16 protein-coding genes and 1 pseudogene are annotated in these 22,703 nt (G+C 54.9%); 2 read left to right on the top strand and 15 right to left on the bottom strand.

What is annotated here, in order from left to right; all coding sequences use genetic code 11:
• Nucleotides 1-323: 323 nt before the first annotated feature.
• The 4 genes from RJD28_02835 to RJD28_02820 all read right to left on the bottom strand — a co-directional run bounded on the left by RJD28_02835 (nt 324) and on the right by RJD28_02820 (nt 8,322).
• The gene (locus RJD28_02835; protein WNV58489.1) at nt 324-2,342 is read right to left on the bottom strand and encodes a PBP1A family penicillin-binding protein; all 2,019 of its coding nucleotides are present in this window, start codon (nt 2,340-2,342) and stop codon (nt 324-326) included.
• Between the two features lie 203 nt (nt 2,343-2,545).
• Entirely contained in the window at nt 2,546-4,828 is a 2,283-nt protein-coding gene (locus RJD28_02830) for a hydratase (protein WNV58488.1), read from the bottom strand.
• 238 nt (nt 4,829-5,066) lie between these two features.
• Nucleotides 5,067-7,598, bottom strand: a complete 2,532-nt coding sequence (locus RJD28_02825) for a HAMP domain-containing sensor histidine kinase (GenBank protein ID WNV58487.1) — start codon at nt 7,596-7,598, stop codon at nt 5,067-5,069.
• A gap of 31 nt (nt 7,599-7,629) precedes the next feature.
• On the bottom strand, nt 7,630-8,322 hold the full coding sequence (locus RJD28_02820) for a response regulator transcription factor (GenBank protein ID WNV58486.1): 693 nt from the start codon (nt 8,320-8,322) through the stop codon (nt 7,630-7,632).
• A gap of 200 nt (nt 8,323-8,522) precedes the next feature.
• On the opposite strand from RJD28_02820, the pseudogene RJD28_02815 reads away from it, so the two are divergent.
• Both RJD28_02815 and RJD28_02810 read left to right on the top strand, forming a co-directional pair.
• Nucleotides 8,523-9,730, top strand: a pseudogene (locus tag RJD28_02815) (DNA polymerase IV).
• A gap of 4 nt (nt 9,731-9,734) precedes the next feature.
• A complete protein-coding gene (locus tag RJD28_02810) occupies nt 9,735-11,132 on the top strand; it encodes an MATE family efflux transporter (protein ID WNV58485.1) in 1,398 nt (465 codons plus the stop codon).
• 2 nt (nt 11,133-11,134) lie between these two features.
• Here the strand turns inward: RJD28_02810 and RJD28_02805 are convergent, their stop codons facing one another.
• The 11 genes from RJD28_02805 to uvrB form a co-directional block, all read right to left on the bottom strand.
• Nucleotides 11,135-11,314: a hypothetical protein gene (locus tag RJD28_02805; GenBank protein ID WNV58484.1), complete on the bottom strand. Its 180-nt coding sequence runs from the start codon at nt 11,312-11,314 to the stop codon at nt 11,135-11,137.
• 30 nt (nt 11,315-11,344) lie between these two features.
• Nucleotides 11,345-11,563 (bottom strand): hypothetical protein, encoded by a 219-nt coding sequence (locus RJD28_02800; GenBank protein WNV58483.1) that lies wholly within the window; start codon nt 11,561-11,563, stop codon nt 11,345-11,347.
• Nucleotides 11,544-12,758, bottom strand: a complete 1,215-nt coding sequence (locus tag RJD28_02795) for an AMP-binding protein (protein ID WNV58482.1) — start codon at nt 12,756-12,758, stop codon at nt 11,544-11,546. The genes RJD28_02800 and RJD28_02795 overlap by 20 nt, the downstream gene beginning before the upstream one ends.
• Nucleotides 12,759-12,773: 15 nt before the next feature.
• Complete coding sequence (locus RJD28_02790; protein WNV58481.1) at nt 12,774-13,988, bottom strand: acyl-CoA reductase; 1,215 nt, start codon at nt 13,986-13,988, stop codon at nt 12,774-12,776.
• On the bottom strand, nt 13,975-15,051 hold the full coding sequence (locus RJD28_02785) for an acyl-protein synthetase (protein WNV58480.1): 1,077 nt from the start codon (nt 15,049-15,051) through the stop codon (nt 13,975-13,977). The genes RJD28_02790 and RJD28_02785 overlap by 14 nt, the downstream gene beginning before the upstream one ends.
• Nucleotides 15,052-15,064: 13 nt before the next feature.
• Nucleotides 15,065-15,739 (bottom strand): MBL fold metallo-hydrolase, encoded by a 675-nt coding sequence (locus RJD28_02780; GenBank protein ID WNV58479.1) that lies wholly within the window; start codon nt 15,737-15,739, stop codon nt 15,065-15,067.
• Nucleotides 15,740-15,861: 122 nt separating this feature from the next.
• Complete coding sequence (locus RJD28_02775; GenBank protein ID WNV58478.1) at nt 15,862-16,605, bottom strand: SDR family NAD(P)-dependent oxidoreductase; 744 nt, start codon at nt 16,603-16,605, stop codon at nt 15,862-15,864.
• Nucleotides 16,606-16,628: 23 nt separating this feature from the next.
• Entirely contained in the window at nt 16,629-16,874 is a 246-nt protein-coding gene (locus tag RJD28_02770; GenBank protein WNV58477.1) for an acyl carrier protein, read from the bottom strand.
• Nucleotide 16,875: 1 nt separating this feature from the next.
• On the bottom strand, nt 16,876-17,454 hold the full coding sequence (locus RJD28_02765) for an enoyl-CoA hydratase/isomerase family protein (protein ID WNV58476.1): 579 nt from the start codon (nt 17,452-17,454) through the stop codon (nt 16,876-16,878).
• A gap of 320 nt (nt 17,455-17,774) precedes the next feature.
• Entirely contained in the window at nt 17,775-20,609 is a 2,835-nt protein-coding gene (uvrA, locus tag RJD28_02760; GenBank protein WNV58475.1) for an excinuclease ABC subunit UvrA, read from the bottom strand.
• A 53-nt stretch (nt 20,610-20,662) separates the two neighbouring features.
• Nucleotides 20,663-22,648, bottom strand: a complete 1,986-nt coding sequence (gene uvrB / locus RJD28_02755) for an excinuclease ABC subunit UvrB (protein ID WNV58474.1) — start codon at nt 22,646-22,648, stop codon at nt 20,663-20,665.
• Between the last annotated feature and the right edge of the window lie 55 nt (nt 22,649-22,703).

Genomic DNA, 22,703 nt, shown 5'->3' with positions numbered 1-22,703 from the left:
CAGGAAACATGCATCAACCGGCCCGGATGGAAATCATTCATCATCTGTGTACAACAAGAGCTGCACATCGCTGCGATCTGCATACAACAACACATATTCATGATGGTGTTTTCCAGTCCTGTTTTCCTGTTCATGTCTATTTCCTACTTTCTATACCTTTCCCATTTTTCCTATCATGTTAATATGGATTATAATACCAGTTTTATATTCTGTCAATCCTAATTTTATATTTTTAACAGTTCACTTGAATATTAAAGCGCCAGCAAATGAGCAGAAAAAGAGCCGTACGCTTTCCTTTCCGGTTCTGCATACGACTCTCTGCCTTAATCATTCAGTTGTTTTTTCTCCAGCCCCTGATGGATCGTCTCCATGAACTGATTCCAGATGGTACCTGGATAGGAGGATCCCGACAGGCCATTCAGCGCACGCACCTGGTCACAGCCGGCCCAGACAGCAGTGGTATAGTACGCGGTATAGCCCACAAACCAGCCGTCCTTGTTGTCGTTGGTCGTACCGGTTTTACCGGCAGATGGCATGTCATTCAGGGAAAGGCGGCTGCCGGTACCGCTCTTCATGACGCCTTCCAGAATATCGGTCATAGTTCTGGCTGCATTGCCCGTGTACACCTGTACCGTCTCTGCACCGGTGTTATCCACCAGAAGGTTGCCAAAGGCATCTGTGATCTTCACGATGCATGTAGGGGTCCGGAACTGCCCTTCGTTGGCCAGTGTTGCATAGCCGGAAGCCATCTCCACCACGTTGGTGCCCTTGGTCAGGCCGCCCAGGGAGGTGGACAGCTGCTTATCAGCGTCCACGATCTTGGCAAACTCCATCTCATACAGCCGTTTCAGGCCGTTTTCCACACCGACCTTCTCAAATACCTGCCAGGCCACGGTGTTCAGTGATTTCTCCACCGCCCGCCGCAGCGTCACATTTCCATAATAGACGCCGCCCGCATTTTCCGGGCCGCCCTCAAATTTGTGATCATCAATGACAGTATCTGCCGTATAGCTGCCCTCCAGCGCCGGTGCATACACCACCAGCGGTTTAATGGTACTGCCGGGCTGACGGCTGCTCTGGTACGCCCGGTTCAGGCTGCTGGTCACATCGTCCTGGCTCCGGCCACCCACCACGGCCACCACTTCACCCGTGGCATTGTCGATGCAGGCTGCCGCACCCTGCATGGCATACACGCCGTCCGTTCCATGGTTCACAAAATCGATCAGCGTCTCATCCACTGCCTGCTGCAGCACCTCCTGCTTCTGCTCGTTCAGGGAGGTGTATACCCGGTAACCACCGGTCACCAGCAGATTGTGGCATTCCTCATACACCTGGGCATATTCCTCATCATAGGTTGCCCGCTGTGCATCGCTGGAAAATTCATACTGGAAGGTGAATCCCTGCAGCTTCATCAGCTCCTTCACCGCACAGTTGGTCGCAAAGGACTGCATATAGTTGCTGACATTCTCCGTCTTCGTATCCGCCAGCACAATATCCTCGGCCTTGGCACTCTGACAGGTAGCGCTGTCAATGACACTGTCCTCCTCCATCTCATCCAGGATCCGATCCCGCCGTTTCAGCGTCTCGGAAAGATTCGTCCGCGGGTCATAGCGGCCCGGGCTGTTGGGGATCGCACAGAGCAGAGCAATCTGAGACAGATCCAGCTCCGAGACACTCTTGCCAAAATACCCCCGGCTGGCCGCCTCGATGCCGTAATAGCCGTTGGAATAGTAAATATTGTTGATGTAATATTCCAGGATCTGCTCCTTGGAATACTTCTTCTCCAGCTGCATGGCAATGAAGATTTCTTCCACCTTCCGCTCCCAGCGCACCGTATGAGACAGGAAAATATTCCGGCTCAGCTGCTGGGTGATGGTGCTGCCGCCCTGGGTGATGGCCTGCTTGCGCACCAGCGATACCACCGCCCGGAAAATGGCCTTCATGTCAAAGCCCTTATGTTTGTAAAACCGCTTGTCCTCGATGCTGACAAAGGCCTGCTTTACGTAATCCGGAATCTCCGCGGATTTCAGATAGTAGACATCCTTGTCGCCTTTCAGTGTCTGGATCACGTTATCGCTGTCGTCGTACACCAGCGTCGTCTGGGATGACCAGAACACGGACTCGTCAGAAGCCTCCACCTTGGCCTTCGCCTCCTGGTAGAGCTCCACGATCCGGACACCGAATTTTTGATAAAAAATAACCATACAGCCGATCAGAAGGATCCCCAAGAATACCTGGAAGGAAGCAAACAGGATGTCGCCTGCCCCCATTCTTCTCCGGCGGCGCTTCCCTTTGCGCCTCCGGCGACGCCTTCTGTGCAGCTCTCTCTCTCTTTCAGACATGCATATCCTCCGCACAAATGCTGTCAATATCTTTCCTCATTGTACGCCTTTCCCCACAGAATGTCTACTGCCGGGGAAAATTTCACAGTTTTCTCCCACTGTCTGACAGATTTTCCCAGAATCATCAGAAAAACCTACAACAAAAACTCCCCGGCAGCACTATACAAAGCACTCCGGGGAATTTTTACCTTATTTATCCAAAATTACCGACGATTGTAATTGATCAGACATCCTTTCAGAATGATCTCCCGCTCGTCATCGGTGAGCTCGCCCATGCGCAGGGTGAAAGGTGCCAGCGCACCGCCTTTCACTACATAAGCCGGAATCTCCGCCTTCTTGTCCGCAATGGCTGTGCGGACATCCGGAATAAACAGGTAGTCCAGATTGTGGAACGGCAGCTCTCCCGCATCAATGACGAAGGGCAGCATGCCCCAGTTGATCAGGTTGGAGCGGTACCGCTTGGTGGCATATTCGTTGGCGATGTTGGCCCAGCCGCCCAGTACCTTCTGACAGGAAGCCGCCTGCTCTCTGGCGGAGCCGTCACCCGGCTTCACGGCAAAAATCGTAGAGCCGAAGCCCACATTGCCCTTGCCCACGTTCGGGTAATCCTTCTGCACCGCAGCCATAACTGCTTTCAGGTCTTCCACGGCTTCCAGCGGACAGGTGCCTGCCTCCACAGCTTTCTGAGCTTTCTGGATGGCCTTTGCCCGGCCCACATACTCCGGATCTTTTCTGGACAGAGTGAACTCTGCCAGTCCCAGAGGGTTGGAACGGTAGGAGGATGTCTCGCCGGAGGGGATCAGCTCGTCGGTGGTGGTCACCGGATCGTGGATCTCGGATACGACCTGGAGCACCAGGTTGTCCGGCAGTGCCGACATGGCCGGCCAGTCCTTGATGTTGGGGCCGAACTTGATCTCCACGGAAGGATCTGCCACGCCCTTGCTGTCAAAAATCCGGTTCTCATAAATGGTCTTGTCAAAGAAGTATTTCGGGCCGCGGAATTCCACATCCATCTCATCTGCTGCCGTCAGGAAGCCCTTGTTGGCCGCAGTTGCCGCGATGGAACGGGCATCCATAAGCGCCACGGAAGCAATCTGGCCGCTCTGGAGCTTACTGCCCTCCCGGTTCGGGAAGTTTCTTGTAGAATGGCGGATGGAGAAGCCGTTATTGGCCGGAGTATCTCCCGCGCCAAAGCAGGGGCCGCAGAATGCGGTTTTCACCACGGCACCGGCGCCGAGAAGGTCTGCTACGGAACCGTTTTTCACCAGTTCCATAAAGATCGGCGTGCTGGCCGGATAAACGCTCAGTGTAAACTCATCCGGGCCGATGCTTCTGCCCCGCAGGATATCCGCCGCGTCACAGATATTTTCAAATCCGCCGCCGGCACAGCCTGCGATGATGCCCTGGTCTACATATAATTTTCCGTTATGTACTTTATTTTTCAGTGTGAAATCCACCGCATTGTCCAGACTGACAGCTGCCTTTTTCTCGCAGTCCTCCAGAATATCCATCAGGTTCGCTTTTAATTCCTCGATGGTGTACGTGTTGCTGGGGTGGAAAGGCATGGCGATCATGGGCTTTACTTCGCTCAAATCCACGGTGATCATGCCATCGTAGTAAGCCACTGCCCCCGGGTTCAGCTCTGCATACTCCTCCCGGCGGCCGTGAATGTCAAAATATTCCTCGATTTTTTCATCGGTTCTCCAGATGGAGGACAGGCAGGTGGTCTCGGTGGTCATCACGTCCACGCCGATCCGGAAATCGGCACTCAAGGAAGCCACGCCGGGGCCCACGAACTCCATCACCTTATTTTTCACATAGCCGTTGGCAAACACCGCACCGATGATGGCCAGCGCCACGTCCTGAGGGCCCACACCCTTGCGGGGCGCTCCTTTCAGATACACGCCCACCACACCCGGCATATTCACATCGTAGGTCTGACAGAGTAACTGTTTTACCAGCTCGCCGCCGCCCTCGCCAATGGCCATGGTACCCAGCGCGCCGTAACGGGTGTGGCTGTCGGAGCCGAGGATCATCTTGCCGCAGCCTGCCAGCATCTCTCTGGCAAACTGATGGATGACTGCCTGATGCGGCGGAACATAGACGCCGCCGTAGCGTTTTGCACAGGAAAGGCCAAACATGTGGTCATCCTCGTTGATGGTGCCGCCCACCGCGCACAGACTGTTGTGGCAGTTGGTGAGCACGTAGGGGATGGGGAACCGCTCCAGTCCCGATGCCCGGGCTGTCTGGATGATGCCCACAAAGGTAATGTCATGAGAAGTCAGCTTGTCGAATTTCAGCTTCAGCTTCTCCATATTGTCAGATGTGTTGTGTGCTTTCAAAATACCGTAGGCGATGGTCTGCTGTGCAGCTTCCTCCTTGGAAGGCACTGCGCCAAGCTTTGCCTGCAGGGCAGCTTCCTGTCCCTCTTCCACGATCTCGGTGCCGTTCAGCAGCCAGGCACCGCCCCTGGATAATGTAACCATATGATTTCCTCCCGTATTGCTTCTGCATGTTCTGTGATCTTTACACAGATATTTTCTGGTTCTCATTATAGCCACACATAAAAATGAATGCAAGGATTTTCCCCGTTTTTCCGCTGAAAATCCCCGCATTCTTTTGGATAGTTTTGTCTGTTTTTCTACTTATTTACCATCTGTTTCTACTTATAAATAATTAGTTTCACCCATAAGTAGTACGTCTCTCCTATCCACAGATATACCATCAGTGCGCATCCTTTTCCCCGGCATCCATGATAACCTCCTGATTCTCACCATTTTCCTGTGAAACCGCTTCTTCTGTTTTCTCAGATGAATCCGCTTTCACTCTTGGGAATGTCAGCGTCACCCGGAACAGATCGCCGTCCAGATAGATTTCAAACTTTCCTTTCTGTAATGTCGTCAGGTTCTGGGCGATGGACAGGCCAAGGCCGCTGCCTTCCGTGGTACGGGACACGTCTCCCCGCACGAACCGTTCCGTCAGCTCATCCGCCGAAATGTTCAGCGGCTGTTCGGAAATATTTTTCAGGGAAAATACCACCTGCTCTTCATCTGCCTTGAGGTCTGCGTATACCCGGCTGTCCTGGAGGGCGTATTTCGCCGTGTTGTTGTACAGGTTTTCCACCACCCGCCACAGTCTCCGGCCATCCGCCATGACATAAATGGACCCCTCGGGAATGCTGCACACCAGATTTAAGCCTCTGGCGGCAAATTTTTCCTCGAATTCCCCGTTGGTCTGCCAGATCAGCTGCACAAAGTCAATGGGCATGAACTCCAGTTTGATATTGCCGGAACTGATCTTGGACGCCTCCACCAGATCCTCCGTCAGGTTTTTCAGGCGCTGGGATTTCTTATCCAGTACATCAATGTAGCCCCTGACTTTCTCATCCTGTATATTTTCCCGCTTTAAAAGATCCACATAGTTGATGATGGATGTCAGCGGCGTCTTGATGTCGTGAGAAACATTGGTGATCAGGTCTGTTTTCAGCCGCTCGTTTTTCAGGCTCTTCTCCACCGCGTTGGAAAGGCCCTCCCCGATATGGTTCACCGCCTCGGCTTCCGTCCGGTAATCTCCCCGCAGATGGGTGGTGTCGATCTTGTAATCCACTTCCCCGGCGGTGATCCGCCGGATGCCCTGATTTACCCGCTGTTCCTGGATCGCCCGCCAGAGCAGGAATACCCCTACGGCAATATCCAGAACCAGCAGCAGCCAGAAACTGTCCATCACATGATATACAAAGAAGTGAGCAATCAGAAATCCCACATAACACAGTCCTGTCCGCAGAGTGATCGTGCGCTCCTGCCAGCACGCTTTTATGAAAAGACACAGCTTCCGGCACAGGCTGTTTTTCCACAGAAGTCCTGCTTTCAGCCGCCGCACCAGGCTGAGCCATCCGCCCATGAGCCCCAGGTTGGACGCAACCGCCGCTCCGGAAATCACAACCGCAGCCGATGCGATATCACCGGGTCTGTACAGAAGTCCTTCTGCCAGAATGATGGCCAGATAGTCTCCCCACAGCAGGATCAGTGCCAGCACCCCAAACAGGACAATCGACACTTCCGTATTCACCCGATCAATGAAATACAGTCTGTATCTATCGCCCTCCGGCTGCCAGCCTGTGGTGGCAGTCAGATACAAAAAGCAGATCAGGTACATCAGGCCGCCCACCGCCAGAAATACGACGCCGACCACAAACAGGGGCCGTTCACTGTCCAGCTCTTTTCTCGCCAGAGAAAAAATATCTTCCGCCGAATAGGTGGTATCCACGGCAGTCACGACCGCCCAGTCATCCCCCTGATCCGTCCGGGAAAGCCAGTTCCTGCGCCACATTTCCCCTTCTGCGCTTTCATGGAAGCTGCCCTCCGGGAAATTGTACTGCTGTGCACCATTGGACATATTCCAGCAGTAAAACATCATGTCCGCCTGGTTGATGACTGCATCCTCGGCATCTTCTATTGTGGAAATGCCCTCCATATTCGTGTAGATCCCGCCGTCCTCATCCTGGGCAAAATAGCGGAAATTGGTGTTTGCCGGATCCAGCTGGTCCTTTCTCTGGTAAAACTGACTGACCCGGTCACCGGTATCCTCAATAAAATCCCTTACGATCCGATTCAGTTGAGAAGTCTCTGACACCGTCAGTTCATTGTTCAGCGCCGCCTCCAGCAGACTGCCATATTCCTGCGGGGCGTACTCCTCCTCCAGCCAGGTATAGCTCTCTGCTTCACTGGAAGCATCTGTCGCCTCCGCATCTGATCCAGATGCTGCCTCGTCCGTGCCGTCTGTTCCCTGGACTTCTGCTGCCGCACCGTCCGTTGCCTGCGCTCCGGCTTCGGCCTGATCTGCTGCTTCCTGCGTGTCCGCTTTTTCTTTCATGAGCTGCACATAGTCTGCATAGGGATCGTCAAAAATCGTCACGCCCTTCATATACCAGCGGTTGATATCCCCCAGCCGATAATGCAGCGTCAGCGTGTTTCCGTTGTCCGCCGTAAAATCCACAGCCATGAGCCGGTCTTCCTCGATGGTGCCGTTTGGCGCCACATTATTTTTGATCCAGATAGCATCCTCCGCCCACGTCATCATGGTGTCATAGGCATCGTAAAAACCCTGGCTTGCCTCAAAAGAACTGTTCAGCGTGGTGAAATTTCCTTTGTAAAGAAAATACCCGATCATAAGCAGTCCCGACACGATCCCGGCAATGCCCACATGCACCAGCACCCGGCAGACCCAGATGGCCGTTGTTCTGTTCTCTTTTTTCATCCTGTTCCTCCTCATCCCGCGCCTGCGATGATCAGATCTTTTCCAGCTTATAGCCGATGCCCCATACGACTTTCAGATACCGGGGCTCCTTGGGGTTGATCTCGATCTTCTCCCGGATATGCCGGATATGCACCGCCACCGTATTTTCCGCGCCGTAGGCGTCCTCATTCCAGATACTCTCGTAAATCTGGTTGATGGAAAACACCTTTCCCTGGTTGCGGATCAACAGCAGCAAAATATTGTACTCCATGGGCGTCAGCTTCACCGGCTCCCCGTCCACCGTCACTTCCTTCCGGTCATCATCCACCATCAGGCCGCCGGTGCGGTACACCTGGCTGTCCTCCGCAGGCAGGTTGCCCAGCTTCGTATACCGACGCAGCTGGGATTTCACCCGGGCCACCAGTTCCAGCGGGTTGAAGGGCTTCGTCACATAGTCGTCCGCCCCGATGTTCAGCCCTAGGATCTTATCCGTGTCCTCGGATTTCGCTGACAGGATAATAATCGGAATGCTGCTCTCCTCCCGGATCTTCAATGTGGCCCGGATCCCGTCCAGCCGCGGCATCATCACATCCATGATCAGCAGATGGATCTCCTCCTTCTCCAGGAGCTCCAGCGCCTGCACGCCGTCATACGCCTTGTATACATGGTATCCTTCCTGTATCAGATAAATCTCAATCGCTTCCACAATTTCTTTATCATCATCACAAACTAAAATATTTAACATATGCTCACCTCTTCTTCCATTATACCGAAGGAAAGAGAGATTGGAAAGGGCGCCCTCTTCTTTCATGATTTAATATAGCAGGGGATTTTTAAGGACCGGGAAGGAGAATTCTTAAGATATTATAAAGCTTTGCTTTTCCCCCGCAAACATGGTATAACTATACTAATGTGTATTTCCCCGGCAGGGAGAAGGGAGGCCCCATGGAACCGCTGATTTTTCATATTGATGTGAATTCCGCTTACCTAAGCTGGACGTCCACGGAGAATGTGCGCACGGGCACAGGGCCGGATCTGCGACTCCTTCCTGCCATCATCGGCGGCGACCAGAAGAACCGCCACGGTGTGGTGCTGGCCAAGTCCATTCCCGCCAAGGCCTTCGGCATTGTCACCGGGGAGCCGGTGGCCACGGCATTCAAGAAGTGCCCGACGCTGCAGATGGCCGCGCCGGATCATCATCTGTACCACGCCTACAGCCAGCGGCTTATGACGCTTCTGGAAAGCTTCTGCCCTTATCTGGAACAGCTGAGCATTGATGAATGCTTTCTGGACATGGGCCGCCGGGGCTATCGCCGGGAGCACGCCCAAGCGCTGGCAGAAGAGATCCGCGCAGAGGTGCGCAAGCTTGGATTTACAGTGAATGTGGGCATCTCTTCCCGGAAGGTGCTGGCAAAGATGGCCTCGGATTTTCAGAAGCCGGACAAGACCCACACCCTTTTTCCGGAGGAAATCAAAGAAAAAAATGTGGCCGCTGCCAGTGGGCGAGCTTTATATGGCCGGACACTCCAGTGTCACCACCTTACATATGCTGGGCATTCTCACCATCGGCGATCTGGCCCGGTCCGACCGCAGCCTCATCGAGTCCCATCTGAAAAGCCACGGCACCCTTCTGTGGGAATACGCCAACGGCATCGATGACCGGCCGGTGATCACGGAGGAACCGGAGGCCAAGGGCATCGGCAATTCCACCACCCCTGGCCCACGACGTCACCAGCCGCGCGGAAGCCAAATCCACCCTGCTGGTCCTGTGCCGCAGTGTCTCCGGCCGCCTGAAAAAAGCCGGGCAGCTGGCGGGCACCGTCACGGTGGAGATCAAATACAGCAGTTTCCAGAGTGTGTCCCACCAGACCTCTCTGCTTTCCCCCTCCAACGGGGGAAAAGCCCTCTACGAGGCGGCCTGTATGCTGTTCGATCAGCTGTGGGACGAAGAACCCATCCGTCTGCTGGGCGTCCGGGGAACCCGTCTTGTCCGGGAAGGGGAACCCGTCCAGATGAACCTGTTTGACCTGGATTACAACTCCTATAAAAAGGATGAAAAACATAAAAAACTGGATGCGGCGCTGGAATCCATTCAGAAACGGTACGGCAAAAATGCCGTCATCACTGCCAACCGCATCAAAAAGGAGAACTGATTTTATGAGTACAAAAAAAGCCGCAGACCTGGGCCACGACAGCATCGGAAAGCTTCTTTTCCAGCTGGCACTGCCTGCCATCACCGCCCAGATCGTCAATGTCCTGTATAACATGGTTGACCGGATGTACATCGGTCATATCCCGGAGGTAGGGTCTCTTGCCCTCACCGGCATGGGTGTCTGCTTTCCGCTGATCACCGTCATCTCTGCTTTCGCCGCCCTCACCGGTATGGGCGGGGCTCCCCGGGCTGCCATTATGATGGGACGGGGCGACCATGAGGAAGCAGAACGCATCCTGGGAAATTGCGCCTGCGGCACCCTGCTGTCCGGCCTGGTTTTGACAGTGGTCTTCCTGCTGTTTTCCGATCCCATGCTCATGCTGTTCGGTGCCAGCGCCAACACCTTCCCCTACGCCTCCGCCTACATGCGTATCTATGCCTGTGGTACCCTGTTTGTACAGGTGGCACTGGGGTTGAATCCCTTTATCTCCACCCAGGGCTTTGCCACCACCAGCATGATGAGCACCCTCATCGGCGCCATCACCAACATCATCCTGGATCCCATTCTCATCTTTGGACTGGGCTTGGGCGTACAGGGTGCCGCGCTGGCCACCATCATTTCCCAGGCACTGTCCGCCCTCTGGGTACTCCGGTTCCTGTCCGGCCCCAGAACCCAGTTAAAGCTTCGCCGGGAAAACCTGCACATCCGGTGGAAAACGTACCTGCCCTGTATGGCACTGGGCATGTCCCCCTTCGTTATGCAGTCCACCGAAGGACTCATTTCCATTTGCTTTAATTCTTCCTTATTAAAATACGGCGGCGATATCGCCGTGGGTTCCATGACCATCCTCTCCAGCGTCATGCAGTTTTCCATGCTGCCGCTGCAGGGCTTAAGTCAGGGCGCCCAGCCCATCGTCAGCTTCAACTACGGCGCCGGCAACGCCGACCGGGTGAAGAAAGCCTTTTTCTTCCTGCTGAAAGCCTGCCTGGCTTATTCCACCCTGTTGTGGGGGATATCCGTCTTCCGGCCTCAGCTGTTTATCTCCATCTTTACGTCCGACCCGGAGCTGACGACCTTCACGATCTGGTCCTTACGGATTTATATGGCCATGTCCCTGATCTTCGGAGCACAGATTGCCTGCCAGCAGACCTTTGTCGCTCTGGGCAATGCTAAAACTTCTCTGTTCCTGGCCGTTCTGCGGAAGATCATTCTGCTCATTCCGCTGATCTTTATCCTGCCTCATTTCTTTACAGATCAGGTCATGGCGGTATTTCTGGCAGAACCGGTGGCAGACACCCTGGCCGTATGCACCACCTCCATTATGTTCGCGGTGCAGTTCCGGCAGATCTTGAAAAATATGAGAAAACCGGTCGCCGAAACCGATACTTCTGGCACGAACTAGCATCATCCAAAAATCCAGTTCCTTGCATAAAAATCTGGTAACCAACAAGATCCACCAGCAACATCAACACATTTTGTCCTATAAACCTTGAAACTATGGCTGTTGACATACACTACAGACAAGAAAAATCCCCAGGCGCGTGGTAAATCTTCACCACACTCCCGGGGATTTTCTTTATCCAAATATTTCCCTGTTACAGGTACGCCGCCATATCACTTCAATTCTTTATACAGCGTCTTGCCCGCCTCGTTTTTGGGAATCTCTTCGATGAAACGCACGGTAAACGCCTTGCCGTGCAGTCTCGTCTGCTCTTCCAGGTACGCCCGGATCTCATCCCGTTTTTCCTCGGAGGGCTCGGTCACATACACATCCATATGGTCGTCCACACCGGTGCAGGCGCACTCCAGTCCTTCAAAACGGTTTTTCACCATGCGCTCGGTTTCGTCCAGATTGACCCGGTTGCCGTAGATCTTCAGGAACCGTTTTTTCCGGCCCACAATATAATAGAAGCCGTCCGCATCCCTTTTTTGCCATATCGCCGGTGACCAACCGTCCGTGCCGCTCGTCCCCTTTGATCAGATCCTCCTGGGTCTCGGCGTAGCCCAGCGTCACGTTGGGCCCTTCATATACCAGCTCGCCCACCACTTCCGGCTCCTGGATCTCCTGGCCGTCCACGTCAATGAGGCTGAACCGGCCGCCGGGGATGGCAATGCCCATGCTGCCGTACTTTTCCAGAGAGCGTTCTGCCGGCAGGTAAGCCATCCGGGCTGTGGCCTCGGTCTGGCCGTACATAACGATGAACTTCTTGCCCTCTTTCTGGGCATATTCCGCAAACTCCCGGTGCAGCTCCGGCAAAAGTTTACCGCCCGCCTGGGTCATGGTGCGCAGCGTCGGCAGCTTCATGCGGAAGAACCGAAGCTTTTTCAGCATTTCATATGTATAGGGCACGCCGCCGAAGGAAGTGGCCCCTGCCTCCTGGAAGAAATCCCAGAATTCTTTTTCCCACAGGGTGTAATTGGTCAGCAGCATTTCTGCACCCACCAGCACATGGCTGTTGATGATGGACAGGCCATAGGTGTAGTTCATCCGCAGGGTGGTGATGGGGCGTTCCGTCTCGTCCAGCTCCAGATACTGTGCAATGGAAGCTGCGTTGGCCTGCACATTCTCATAGCTCTGGCGCACCAGCTTGGGGCTTCCTGTGCTGCCCGAGGTGGTCAGCAGCAATGCCAGATCGTCATACAGCGGCACATCCTCCGGGTACCGGGTCCGGTACAGGCCATAGCCCATACCGCTGAACACGCAGGCGTCCCCGGCAAATTCCTCTGCCCGACTCACCGGTGCATACACGTAGGCCGGCCGGTATGCTTCCATAAGCTGCTCTGCCAGATCCTGATGGATGTGGTTGTCCAGCAGCAGCGGCACGATCCGGTTTTCCAGAAAACTTAAGTAGCCAAACATGGAACCGATGTTATTTTCACAGAAGGAAAATACCAGCGTCCGTTTCGGCAGCGCTTTGCCGATCTGCGCCGAAAAATCAGCCAGATCATTGTAGGTGGCGCTCTGCCCGTTATCCTCTGTGGCAATCACCCGATTGCCGAAGGTTCTGTAGTCATTATAATAAGCCATACCGTTTTCCTCCTTTTATCCGATGATCCTCGTCAGATCGCCGATGATGTCATAGCCGTCCCAGATAGTGCCCATGTCCAGCGTCTGGCCAAAGCCCACCACCCGGTCGATGCCCCGGAGATGACAGCGCAGGATCAGGTCGGTGATCTCTTTTCTCTCCACGCCGCACACCGCAGCGGTCTGTACTTTTTTTGTGATATGGGGTGCCAGCTCATCCAGTGCATCCAGCGCACACTGGAAAAACATGCCAAAACTGCCCCGCAGCCCGTCGATCTTCTCCGGCAGTTCGGACAGGGTCAGCACGTACAGCCGGTTGTCGTACCGCTGCACCCGCGCCTTTTCCAGGCCCGTATCCGCCAGAAAATTACAGAGGGCGTCGTATTTTCCGCTGACCTTGATATCCGCCAGATCGTAGGAAGCCGCCGCCTCGTACACGGCCTGCCAGAAACGCACTGCCGCCTCTGCCCGTGCCGCTTTTTCCGCCTCCCCGTCTGTCAGCCACACGATCAGGTGAGGCGCCGAGCAGGCATTCTGATCCAGCAGATACGTGTCATTGTAAAAATTCACCGCCAGCTGGCGAAGGGCTTCGTCGTCCATGGCCATCACCGCGGACGGGCGGATAATGCCAAAGGAATACCGGTCTGCAAAGGCAATCTCGCCGCAGCGGCTCTCGGTGGCCGACTCCCGGATCGTCTGGATGGAGGCGTCACCGCCCCAGATCACCCGCATATCGCAGATGGCGGAATAGTAATCCGTGATCTCTTTGTCATGCCCGTAGGACACCACCGAGGTGCACGCCCGGATGGCCGCATATTCCTCTCCGGCAAACAATGCCGCCAGTGCTTCACAGATGATATCCACCTGTGAGAAGGGCTTGGACGATACCCGGACAATATTGGCATTGCCGGACAGCAGCCCCAGCGCCAGGGAATAGGCAAAATTCACCGGCACGTTGGACGGCGCAATGTGGAACACCAGTCCCTTGCCGATGCGGATGCCATCTCTGGTCAGCTGCTCCGACAGCCGCTTGGTGTTGGCCTTGCGGCACCAGAAAGCGAAGGCCGCCACATCCGTATACTGGGCAGTCCTGGGGTCTTTGCGCAGCCGGGCGGACAAGGCATTTAAAAACTCCATCCGTTCTTCTGCAAAAGGCACCTCCGGACAAACCGTCGGCTCCGGCACACCGGCCAGGCAGCGCACCCGGCCCAAAATCTCTTTATTTTCGCTCATAGGTATCACTGCACCCCCTTACCTCCGCGTTGCGGATTCTTCCTGTCACCTCAAAATATTTTCCTTTGCGGCCGCAGGGACAGTCATCCTCTCCCAGCAGCACGCCTTCATCCTCGGTCAGAATGGAGTGGCCGGGATAGGACTCCGGCAACAGGGACACCACCTGCAGCACGCCTTTTTCTCCAATGGCACAGGAGGAGAAATCCTTCATACGCCGGGGGATCACATCAGAGAAATTGCTGGCGTGCAGATGTCCGCACTCGCACTCCATATAAATACAGCCGGTCTGCTCCACCATGCCATAGTAATCCAGCACTATGGGGATGCCGCACACCTCCCGCAGACGCGCCTTGAACTCTTCCTTGGACACCGCCTCGTTCTGCAGCTTCTTCCAGCCGCCGCCGTGGATGAGAATGCCATTGGACAGATCCAGCGGCTCCGATAATTTCAGCAGTTCCCGGTAAAAATACTGCCAGATCATAAAGGTAAAGCCGAATAACAGGATCCGCTCTCCCTTATGTTTTTCCAGGAATTCCCGGATGCCGTCAATGTTCAGGTTCATGTCGTCGTCCAGGGCATAAATCCTGCGGGAGCCGAAGATAGAGAACCCCAGGATGCCCGCACCTCTGGCGGAAAACATGGCCCGGTTGCGGATCACCGACGGGCAGTCGATGATGATCATGGGCAGGCGGGATTTTCCCGTGTAGCTTCCCACGATCTTTGCCAGCGTCAGCTGCTGGTTGGCCGCTGTCTGCTCATCCAGAAAAATCTTCGACACCTGCTGCCCGGTGGTACCCGAGGAGGTCATCGTCTTGAAAATCTGGTCATCGTTGATGCTTTTCAGCTCTCTCTCCTTGAAAAGCCGCACCGGCATCATGGGAATGTCATAGTAATCCCTGATGTTTTTCGGATCATAGCCCAGCCCGTCCACGATCCTTCTGTAGTCCTCACAGCGGGACCGGTGATGCTCGGTCAGTTCCAGCAGTCCCTCTGTCATGACCCGGGTCTTCTCCCGGCGATCCATGGAATAGGGATCCTGCTCCAGCAATTTTGCATAATCCATATCAATTCCCCCCTTACGGTTCCACCTGCGGTCTTGCCGGTTGGAAAATGCCGTCTTTCAAAAGAAACGGCTCCCCGTGTCCCGGATATACCCGCGTGTTCTCCGGCAATGACCGGTAATAAGGCACTGCCTTTGTCAGAAAATCTTCCTCGCTGCCGCCGTCAAACCGGACGACCACCTCCCGGTCTCCCAGCAGGGAATCTCCGCTGAACAGCCATTTTTCGTCCAGACGGATGGCCGCACTGCCCGGGGAATGTCCCGGCGTCAGCACCATCTCAAACTTATGCTCCTGCCACGCAAAAAGCAGCCGCTCCTCAAAGGTCACATCGGCTGCCTCACATACAAACTTCGGATAATTCCGAACCCGTTCTCCCGTTATGAAAATCAAATATACCCCGAAAATTCTCGAGAGATTGCTTCGGATATCCTGTATCCGTCGGCTGCATGGAAGAGAAGCCACTGTCTGGAACCGGTAATGCTCCCGCAGCCCGTTGAGTCCGCTGATGTGATCCGCATGTTCGTGGGTCAGCAGCACATAGTCGGGTTCTGCCTCATACTGACGCAATACCTCTTCGATTCTGTCTTCGTCGTTGGGATCAATGATCACCGCGTGACCGTTTTCCAGGAGGATATAACAATTCCCGGTGGTCAGCGGATCTGTGATCCGCTCTATTCTTATCGTTTCCATGTTCCGTATACTCCTGTCATCCGGCCCGGGAAAAAGATGCAGCATTTTCTGTTCACACAGGGTCTGCTGCAAATTTCTTTCCGACAGGCCGACAGTTCTTTTTCATTTTCTATCACGCAAAATCAGCCGATCCCGGCATCTACCCGAACCACCTGTCCGGTCACATAGCTTGCCCGGTCGCTGGCCAGGAACAGGATCACCTCTGCCACCTCGGCAGGCGTTCCCTTGCGCTTGATGTCCGCATTTGCCAGCTGACGGTTCAGGATCTCCTCCGAGAGAACGGACGTCATGGCAGTGTCAATGACACCGGGCGCCACCGCATTGACGCGGATGCCTTTCTCTGCCAGCTCTGCGGAGAGCGTCTTCGTGGCTGTGGCCATGGCTGCCTTGGCAGCAGAGTAGGCCAGCTGTCCGGCATTGCCGTCCAAGCCGATCATGCTGGAAACATTCACGATGCTGCCCTTCTTATTGCGCATCATCAGCTTCACCATATACTGGGTCAGCAGCATCTGGGAAAAGAAATCCACCTGGAATGTATTTTTCAGGCTCTCCATGCTCATCATCTGGAAATAGGCGTCGTCTGCGATGCCTGCCACATTGATCAGCATATCGATCTTCTTCTTCGCTTTCTGAATGGTATGGGCACCTTCCCGGATGGCGTCGTCATCCCGCAGGTCAAAATACACCGGGATGATCTCTCTGCCTGTCTCTGCGGACAGCGCAGCGATATGCTCCTTGAATTCCTCTGTCTCACACTGACAGCAGGCAAAAATGTCCGCACCCTCTCTTGCGAAAAGATCCATGACCGCCTGGCCGATCCCCTGCATACATCCGGTGATGACCGCTGTCTTATTCTCCAACAGCATTGTAACACGACCTTTCTGTCATCCTACTTCTCTACGTCTACGCCGTAAACCTCTTTCAGAACCACTTTGCCATGCTCGTAGGAGTTGAAATCCAGAATGTCCTTCATCTCCATCATGATATCAAATGCATCCTCCAGATCAGCGATCAGATCCATATGTGCAACAGAATCCCATGCCTCGATGCCACGGTATTTCAGGCCCGGCAGCTGATCCTTAGTCACTTTCAGGTTGCTCAGAAATGCTTTGTCATACTTCTCTAAATTTGTCATCTTATTTATCCTCCTTATATTCACAAACCGGAGGAGCGGCCATTTCCCTGGCCCATTGAACTGCTTCCTCCAGCAAGCTTTCCGGTTGTGTCACACGATCAATGAGGTGGATCTTCTGCGCCATCTGGGCGTTGATCATCTCTCCGGTAAACAGCAGCTGCTTCGCCCAGCCCGGCCCTACCAGCCGCGGCAGACGCACCGTCGCCCCCGCACCGGGGGTAATGCCCAGCGTACATTCCGGCTGTCCGAAACGGGCTCTCCGGGATGCGATCCTTCCATGACAGGCCATGGCCAGCTCATTGCCGCCGCCCAGCGCCATGCCGTTCACCGCCGCCACCACGGGCTTGGAAAACCGCTCGATCTTCAGATTCAGGTCTGTGCCCAGTCTGCCCCACCGAAGCGCCTCCGCACCGGTCAGCGGCAGCATCTCTTCGATGTCTGCCCCCATGCAGAAAACCCGGTCGGAACCGGTAAGCACCACTGCCTTCACCGCAGGATCTGCCTCCGCCTGATCAAAGGCCACTGTAATCTCGGCCATAAACGCCTCGCTCAACGCATTGTTGGCTTCCCTGCGTGCCATCGTTATGACCATGACTTCCTGGTGTCTGTCTGTGAAAACCTCTGCCACTTGTCTGCACCTCACGTATGACCTTCATTATCGTTCACACGCGCCATTCGCAAAACCGCATCTTCGATGCTCCCCGCTGCGTTGCAGCTTACTTTTGCTCATCACAGGGCGCCCCCTACGTATATTCCTGTGTCCAGATCTTCATGCCAGCATGAAATCTGTCCGCAGAACATACGGGTGAACGATAATGATACTTCCGTTATTATACCGCTTGCGCCCATCAAAAGCAAGCAAAGGAAGCCGCATTTTTCAAATGAGCCGTCCCTGCAGCTTTACAGGTATTTTTTCACATATTGTCCGGTATAGGACATCGGTGCTGCCGCCACTTCCTCCGGCGTTCCTTTGGCAATGACGGTGCCGCCCCGGTCGCCGCCCTCGGGGCCGATATCGATGAGGTAATCCGCCGTCTTGATGACGTCCAGATTATGCTCGATGACCACCACGGTATTGCCGCCCTCGGCCAGCCGGTGCAGGATCTCCACCAGCTTGTGTACATCCGCGAAATGCAGACCGGTGGTGGGTTCATCCAGAATATAGATGGTCCGGCCGGTGCTGCGGCGGCTCAGTTCGGTGGCCAGCTTGATCCGCTGGGCTTCTCCGCCGGACAGCTCGGTGGAGGGCTGACCCAGCCGGATATAAGACAGGCCCACATCATACAGTGTCTCGATCTTCCGTCGGATGGACGGTACCGGCTCGAAGAAGCGCATGGCCTCCTCCACCGTCATGTTCAGCACGTCGTAAATGCTCTTTCCTTTGTATTTGACTTCCAACGTCTCCCGGTTGTACCGTTTTCCCTGGCAGACCTCGCAGGGCACGTACACGTCCGGCAGGAAATGCATCTCGATCTTGATGATACCGTCTCCACTGCAGGCTTCACAGCGGCCGCCCTTCACATTGAAGCTGAAACGGCCCTTCTTGTAGCCCCGGGCTCTGGCATCCGCCGTAGCCGCAAACAGATCCCGGATCTGGTCAAACACGCCGGTATAGGTGGCCGGATTGGAACGGGGCGTTCTGCCGATGGGCGACTGGTCGATGGCAATGACCTTGTCCAGCTGCTCCATGCCCACGATATCCGCATGCTTGCCCGGGATCGTCCGGGCCCGATTTAGCTCTTTGGCCAGTCGTTTGTACAGAATCTCATTGACCAGGGAGCTTTTTCCCGAACCGGACACGCCGGTGACACAGGTCAGCACGCCCAGCGGAAAGTCCACATCAATATTTTTCAGATTATTTTCCTGCGCGCCCTTTACCGTCAGCCAGCCTGTGGGTGTCCGTCTCGTCTTGGGCACCGGGATCTTCATCCGGCCGCTCAGGTAAGCGCCGGTGATGGAATTCTCATTTTTCATGATATCCTCGGCAGTGCCCGCTGCCACCACCTGGCCGCCGTGCTCCCCGGCCCCCGGCCCGATATCCACAATATAATCCGCCGCCCGCATGGTGTCCTCGTCATGCTCCACCACCAAAACGGAGTTTCCCAGATCCCGCAGATGCTTCAGCGTGTTCAGCAGCTTGTCGTTGTCCCGCTGATGCAGGCCGATGCTGGGCTCGTCCAGAATATAGGCAACGCCCACCAGACCGGAGCCGATCTGGGTTGCCAGCCGGATCCGCTGGGCTTCTCCGCCGGACAGCGTGCCGGTGGCCCGGGAAAGGCTCAGATAATCCAACCCCACATCCATGAGGAAGCCCACCCGGGCCCGGATCTCTTTGAGCACCTGGTGGCCGATGAGCTCCTGCTGCTTCGTCAGCTGCATCTCCTGCAGAAATGCCTGAAGTCGTGCAATGGACAGGGATGTCACCTCATAAATATTCTTATCGCACACAGTCACCGCCAGAGCCGATTTTTTCAGGCGCTGGCCCTTACATGCCTTACAGGGCGTGATCCGCATAAATGTCTCATATTCCTGCTTCATGATATCGGAGCCTGTCTCCCGGTATCGGCGGTTCACATTCTCGATCAGTCCCTCGAAGGGCACATCATAGACACCCTCGCCCCGCTGGCCCTTGTAGTGTACCTTCAGCACCTTCCCGTCCGTTCCGTACAGGAATACCCGGCGGATCTCCTCCGGCAGCTCCTGGTAGGGCGTATCCAGCGAAAAATGATAGGCCTTGGACATCGCATCCAGGATCGCATAGGTAAAGCTACCCTTATCTGTGCACGACTGCCAGCCCAGCACCGCCACCGCCCCACCGGCAATGGACAGACTCTTATCCGGGATCATCAGATCCTCATCAAACTCCATCTTGTATCCCAGGCCAAAACAATCCGGGCAGGCACCAAAGGGATTGTTGAAGGAAAAGCTTCTGGGCTCGATCTCCTCCACACTGATGCCGCAATCCGGGCAGGAAAAGCTCTGGCTGAATGTCATGGGCTCCCCGCCGATGACATCCACGATGACCAGTCCATCTGCCAGCGCCATGACATTTTCCAGCGAATCCGTCAGCCGCTGCCGGATCCCATCCTTTACCACCAGACGGTCCACGATGATCTCGATGTTATGCTTTTTGTTCTTGTCCAGGGAAATATCTTCGGACAGCTCATACAGGCTGCCATCCACACGCACACGCACATATCCACTCTTGCGGGCCTGCTCAAACAGCTTTCCATGCTCGCCCTTGCGTCCCCGCACCACCGGCGCCAGCAGCTGGATCTTCGTCCGCTCCGGCAGCTGCATGATCTGATCCACCATCTGATCCACACTCTGCCTGCGGATCTCCCGTCCGCATTTTGGACAGTGCGGAATACCGATTCTCGCATACAGCAGACGAAAATAATCGTAAATCTCTGTCACCGTGCCCACGGTAGAACGGGGGTTGCGGTTCGTGGATTTCTGGTCAATGGAAATAGCCGGGGAAAGCCCTTCGATGCTCTCCACGTCCGGCTTCTCCATCTGCCCCAGGAACTGTCTCGCGTAGGAAGACAGTGACTCCATATATCGACGCTGGCCCTCCGCATATATCGTATCAAACGCCAGGGAGGATTTTCCCGAACCACTTAAGCCCGTCAGCACCACTAGCTCATCTCTGGGGATGTCCAGGCTGATGTTTTTCAGGTTGTGTTCCTTCGCCCCGCGTATCTTAATAAACTGTTTTACTGTTTTCTCTGACATTTCTTTCCTCGCTAATTTTTATTGCAAAATTTATCCTTGCATCACTTTATCGTTCACTCTGCATCATCCAGCATTTTCTTCAGGCTTACGATCTTGTCACGCAGCTCGGCAGCCGCCTCGAAATTCAGATCCGCCGCCGCAGACTTCATCTGCTTCGTCAGTTTGGCGATCAGCTTCTTCAGCTCCTCCGGGTTCATGGACTCCGGATCCTTCTCGAACTTCACTTCTTCCTTGGCCACTTCCTTGGAAATGCGGATCAGATCCCGGACAGACTTCTGGATCGTCTTGGGCGTGATGCCATGTTCCCTGTTATACGCCTCCTGGATCTCCCGGCGGCGCTCCGTCTCGTCAATGGCCAGCCGCATGGAATCCGTGATAACGTCCGCATACATGATGACATGCCCTTCCGCATTCCGGGCCGCCCGGCCGATGGTCTGAATGAGAGATGTCTCCGAACGCAGAAACCCTTCCTTGTCCGCATCCAGGATCGCCACCAGCGTGATCTCCGGGATGTCCAGACCCTCTCGCAGCAGGTTGATACCCACCAGCACGTCAAACACATCCAGACGCATGTCGCGGATGATCTCTGTCCGCTCCAGCGTATCAATATCCGAGTGCAGATACCGCACCCGAATGCCCAGATCCTTCATATAATCGGTGAGATCCTCCGCCATCCGCTTGGTCAGCGTGGTGATCAGCACCTTATGTTTCGCCTTGATCTCCTTGTTGACCTCACCCACCAGGTCGTCGATCTGGCCCTCCACCGGGCGCACCTCCACCCTGGGATCCAAAAGACCCGTAGGCCGAATGATCTGCTCTGCCCGCAGGAGCTCATGCTCCGCCTCGTAATCTCCCGGCGTCGCTGACACAAACAGGATCTGGTCAATCTTATTTTCAAATTCCTCAAAATTCAGCGGACGGTTGTCCTTGGCCGAGGGCAGACGGAATCCGTAATCCACCAGCGTCGTTTTCCGGGACTGGTCACCGGCGTACATGCCCCGGATCTGCGGGATCGTCTTGTGGGACTCGTCAATGATGATGAGAAAATCCTCCGGAAAATAATCCATCAGCGTGTTGGGCGGCGTTCCCGGCGCCAGCCCGGCCAGATGTCTCGAATAGTTCTCGATACCGGAGCAGAACCCGGTCTCCTTGAGCATCTCAATATCAAAATTCGTCCGCTCGGAAATCCGCTGGGCCTCCAGCAGCTTGTCCTCACTCTTAAAATACCGGATCCGCTCTTCCAGCTCTGCCTCGATGTCCTTGGCCGCCTCCAGGATCCGCTTCATGGGCACGACATAATGGGATGCCGGAAAAATCGCCGCATGCTCCAGTTCTCCCACGATCTCTCCGGTCAGCACATCAATCTCCCGGATGCGGTCAATCTCATCCCCGAAAAACTCCACACGGATGGCCGTCTCGCCCCGATCCGCCGGAAAGATCTCCAGCACATCGCCCCGCACCCGGAACGTGCCTCGCTTGAAATCCATGTCATTCCTTGTATACTGGATATCCACCAGCTGCCGCAGCACCTGATCCCGGTCCTTCTCCATGCCCGGCCGCAGGGAAACCATCATCTTCTCAAAGTTCTCCGGTTCACCCAGACCATAAATACACGACACGCTGGACACGATGATCACGTCCCGCCGCTCAATAAGCGCCGCCGTGGCCGACAGCCGCAGCTTATCAATCTCATCATTGATGGACGAATCCTTGGCAATATACGTGTCTGTAGACGGCACATACGCTTCCGGCTGGTAATAATCGTAATAGGAGACAAAATATTCTACCGCATTGTTTGGAAAAAATTCTTTGAATTCCCCGTACAGCTGCGCCGCCAGCGTCTTATTGTGGGCAATGATCAGCGTCGGCTTGTTCAGCTGCTGGATGACATTGGCCATGGTAAATGTCTTACCGGAGCCTGTCACGCCCAGAAGCGTCTCCGCCTGATTGCCCTCCTGAAACCCCTTCACCAGCTCTGCGATCGCTGCAGGCTGGTCACCTGTGGGCTGATATTCGGATACCAGTTCAAAATGATCCATGAAATACTCCTTCGTTTTACACTATCGAGGATTCCTCGGTGTTTTCCTTCCTGTG

This window comes from Oscillospiraceae bacterium NTUH-002-81 (genome assembly GCA_032620915.1).
GTDB lineage: Bacteria > Bacillota > Clostridia > Lachnospirales > Lachnospiraceae > JAGTTR01.
The sequence above is the reverse complement of the archived record's forward strand: the minus strand, read 5'-3'. Positions and strand labels throughout refer to the sequence as shown.

Coding starts and splice junctions, on each gene's coding strand:
- RJD28_02835 (WNV58489.1), bottom strand. CDS start 2,342: ATGTCTGAAAGAGAGAGAGAGCTGCACAGAAGGCGTCGCCGGAGGCGC.
- RJD28_02830 (WNV58488.1), bottom strand. CDS start 4,828: ATGGTTACATTATCCAGGGGCGGTGCCTGGCTGCTGAACGGCACCGAG.
- RJD28_02825 (WNV58487.1), bottom strand. CDS start 7,598: ATGAAAAAAGAGAACAGAACAACGGCCATCTGGGTCTGCCGGGTGCTG.
- RJD28_02820 (WNV58486.1), bottom strand. CDS start 8,322: ATGTTAAATATTTTAGTTTGTGATGATGATAAAGAAATTGTGGAAGCG.
- RJD28_02810 (WNV58485.1), top strand. CDS start 9,735: ATGAGTACAAAAAAAGCCGCAGACCTGGGCCACGACAGCATCGGAAAG.
- RJD28_02800 (WNV58483.1), bottom strand. CDS start 11,563: ATGGTGAAAAACCGTTTTGAAGGACTGGAGTGCGCCTGCACCGGTGTG.
- RJD28_02795 (WNV58482.1), bottom strand. CDS start 12,758: ATGGCTTATTATAATGACTACAGAACCTTCGGCAATCGGGTGATTGCC.
- RJD28_02790 (WNV58481.1), bottom strand. CDS start 13,988: ATGAGCGAAAATAAAGAGATTTTGGGCCGGGTGCGCTGCCTGGCCGGT.
- RJD28_02785 (WNV58480.1), bottom strand. CDS start 15,051: ATGGATTATGCAAAATTGCTGGAGCAGGATCCCTATTCCATGGATCGC.
- RJD28_02780 (WNV58479.1), bottom strand. CDS start 15,739: ATGGAAACGATAAGAATAGAGCGGATCACAGATCCGCTGACCACCGGG.
- RJD28_02775 (WNV58478.1), bottom strand. CDS start 16,605: ATGCTGTTGGAGAATAAGACAGCGGTCATCACCGGATGTATGCAGGGG.
- RJD28_02770 (WNV58477.1), bottom strand. CDS start 16,874: ATGACAAATTTAGAGAAGTATGACAAAGCATTTCTGAGCAACCTGAAA.
- RJD28_02765 (WNV58476.1), bottom strand. CDS start 17,454: ATGGCACGCAGGGAAGCCAACAATGCGTTGAGCGAGGCGTTTATGGCC.
- uvrA (WNV58475.1), bottom strand. CDS start 20,609: ATGTCAGAGAAAACAGTAAAACAGTTTATTAAGATACGCGGGGCGAAG.
- uvrB (WNV58474.1), bottom strand. CDS start 22,648: ATGGATCATTTTGAACTGGTATCCGAATATCAGCCCACAGGTGACCAG.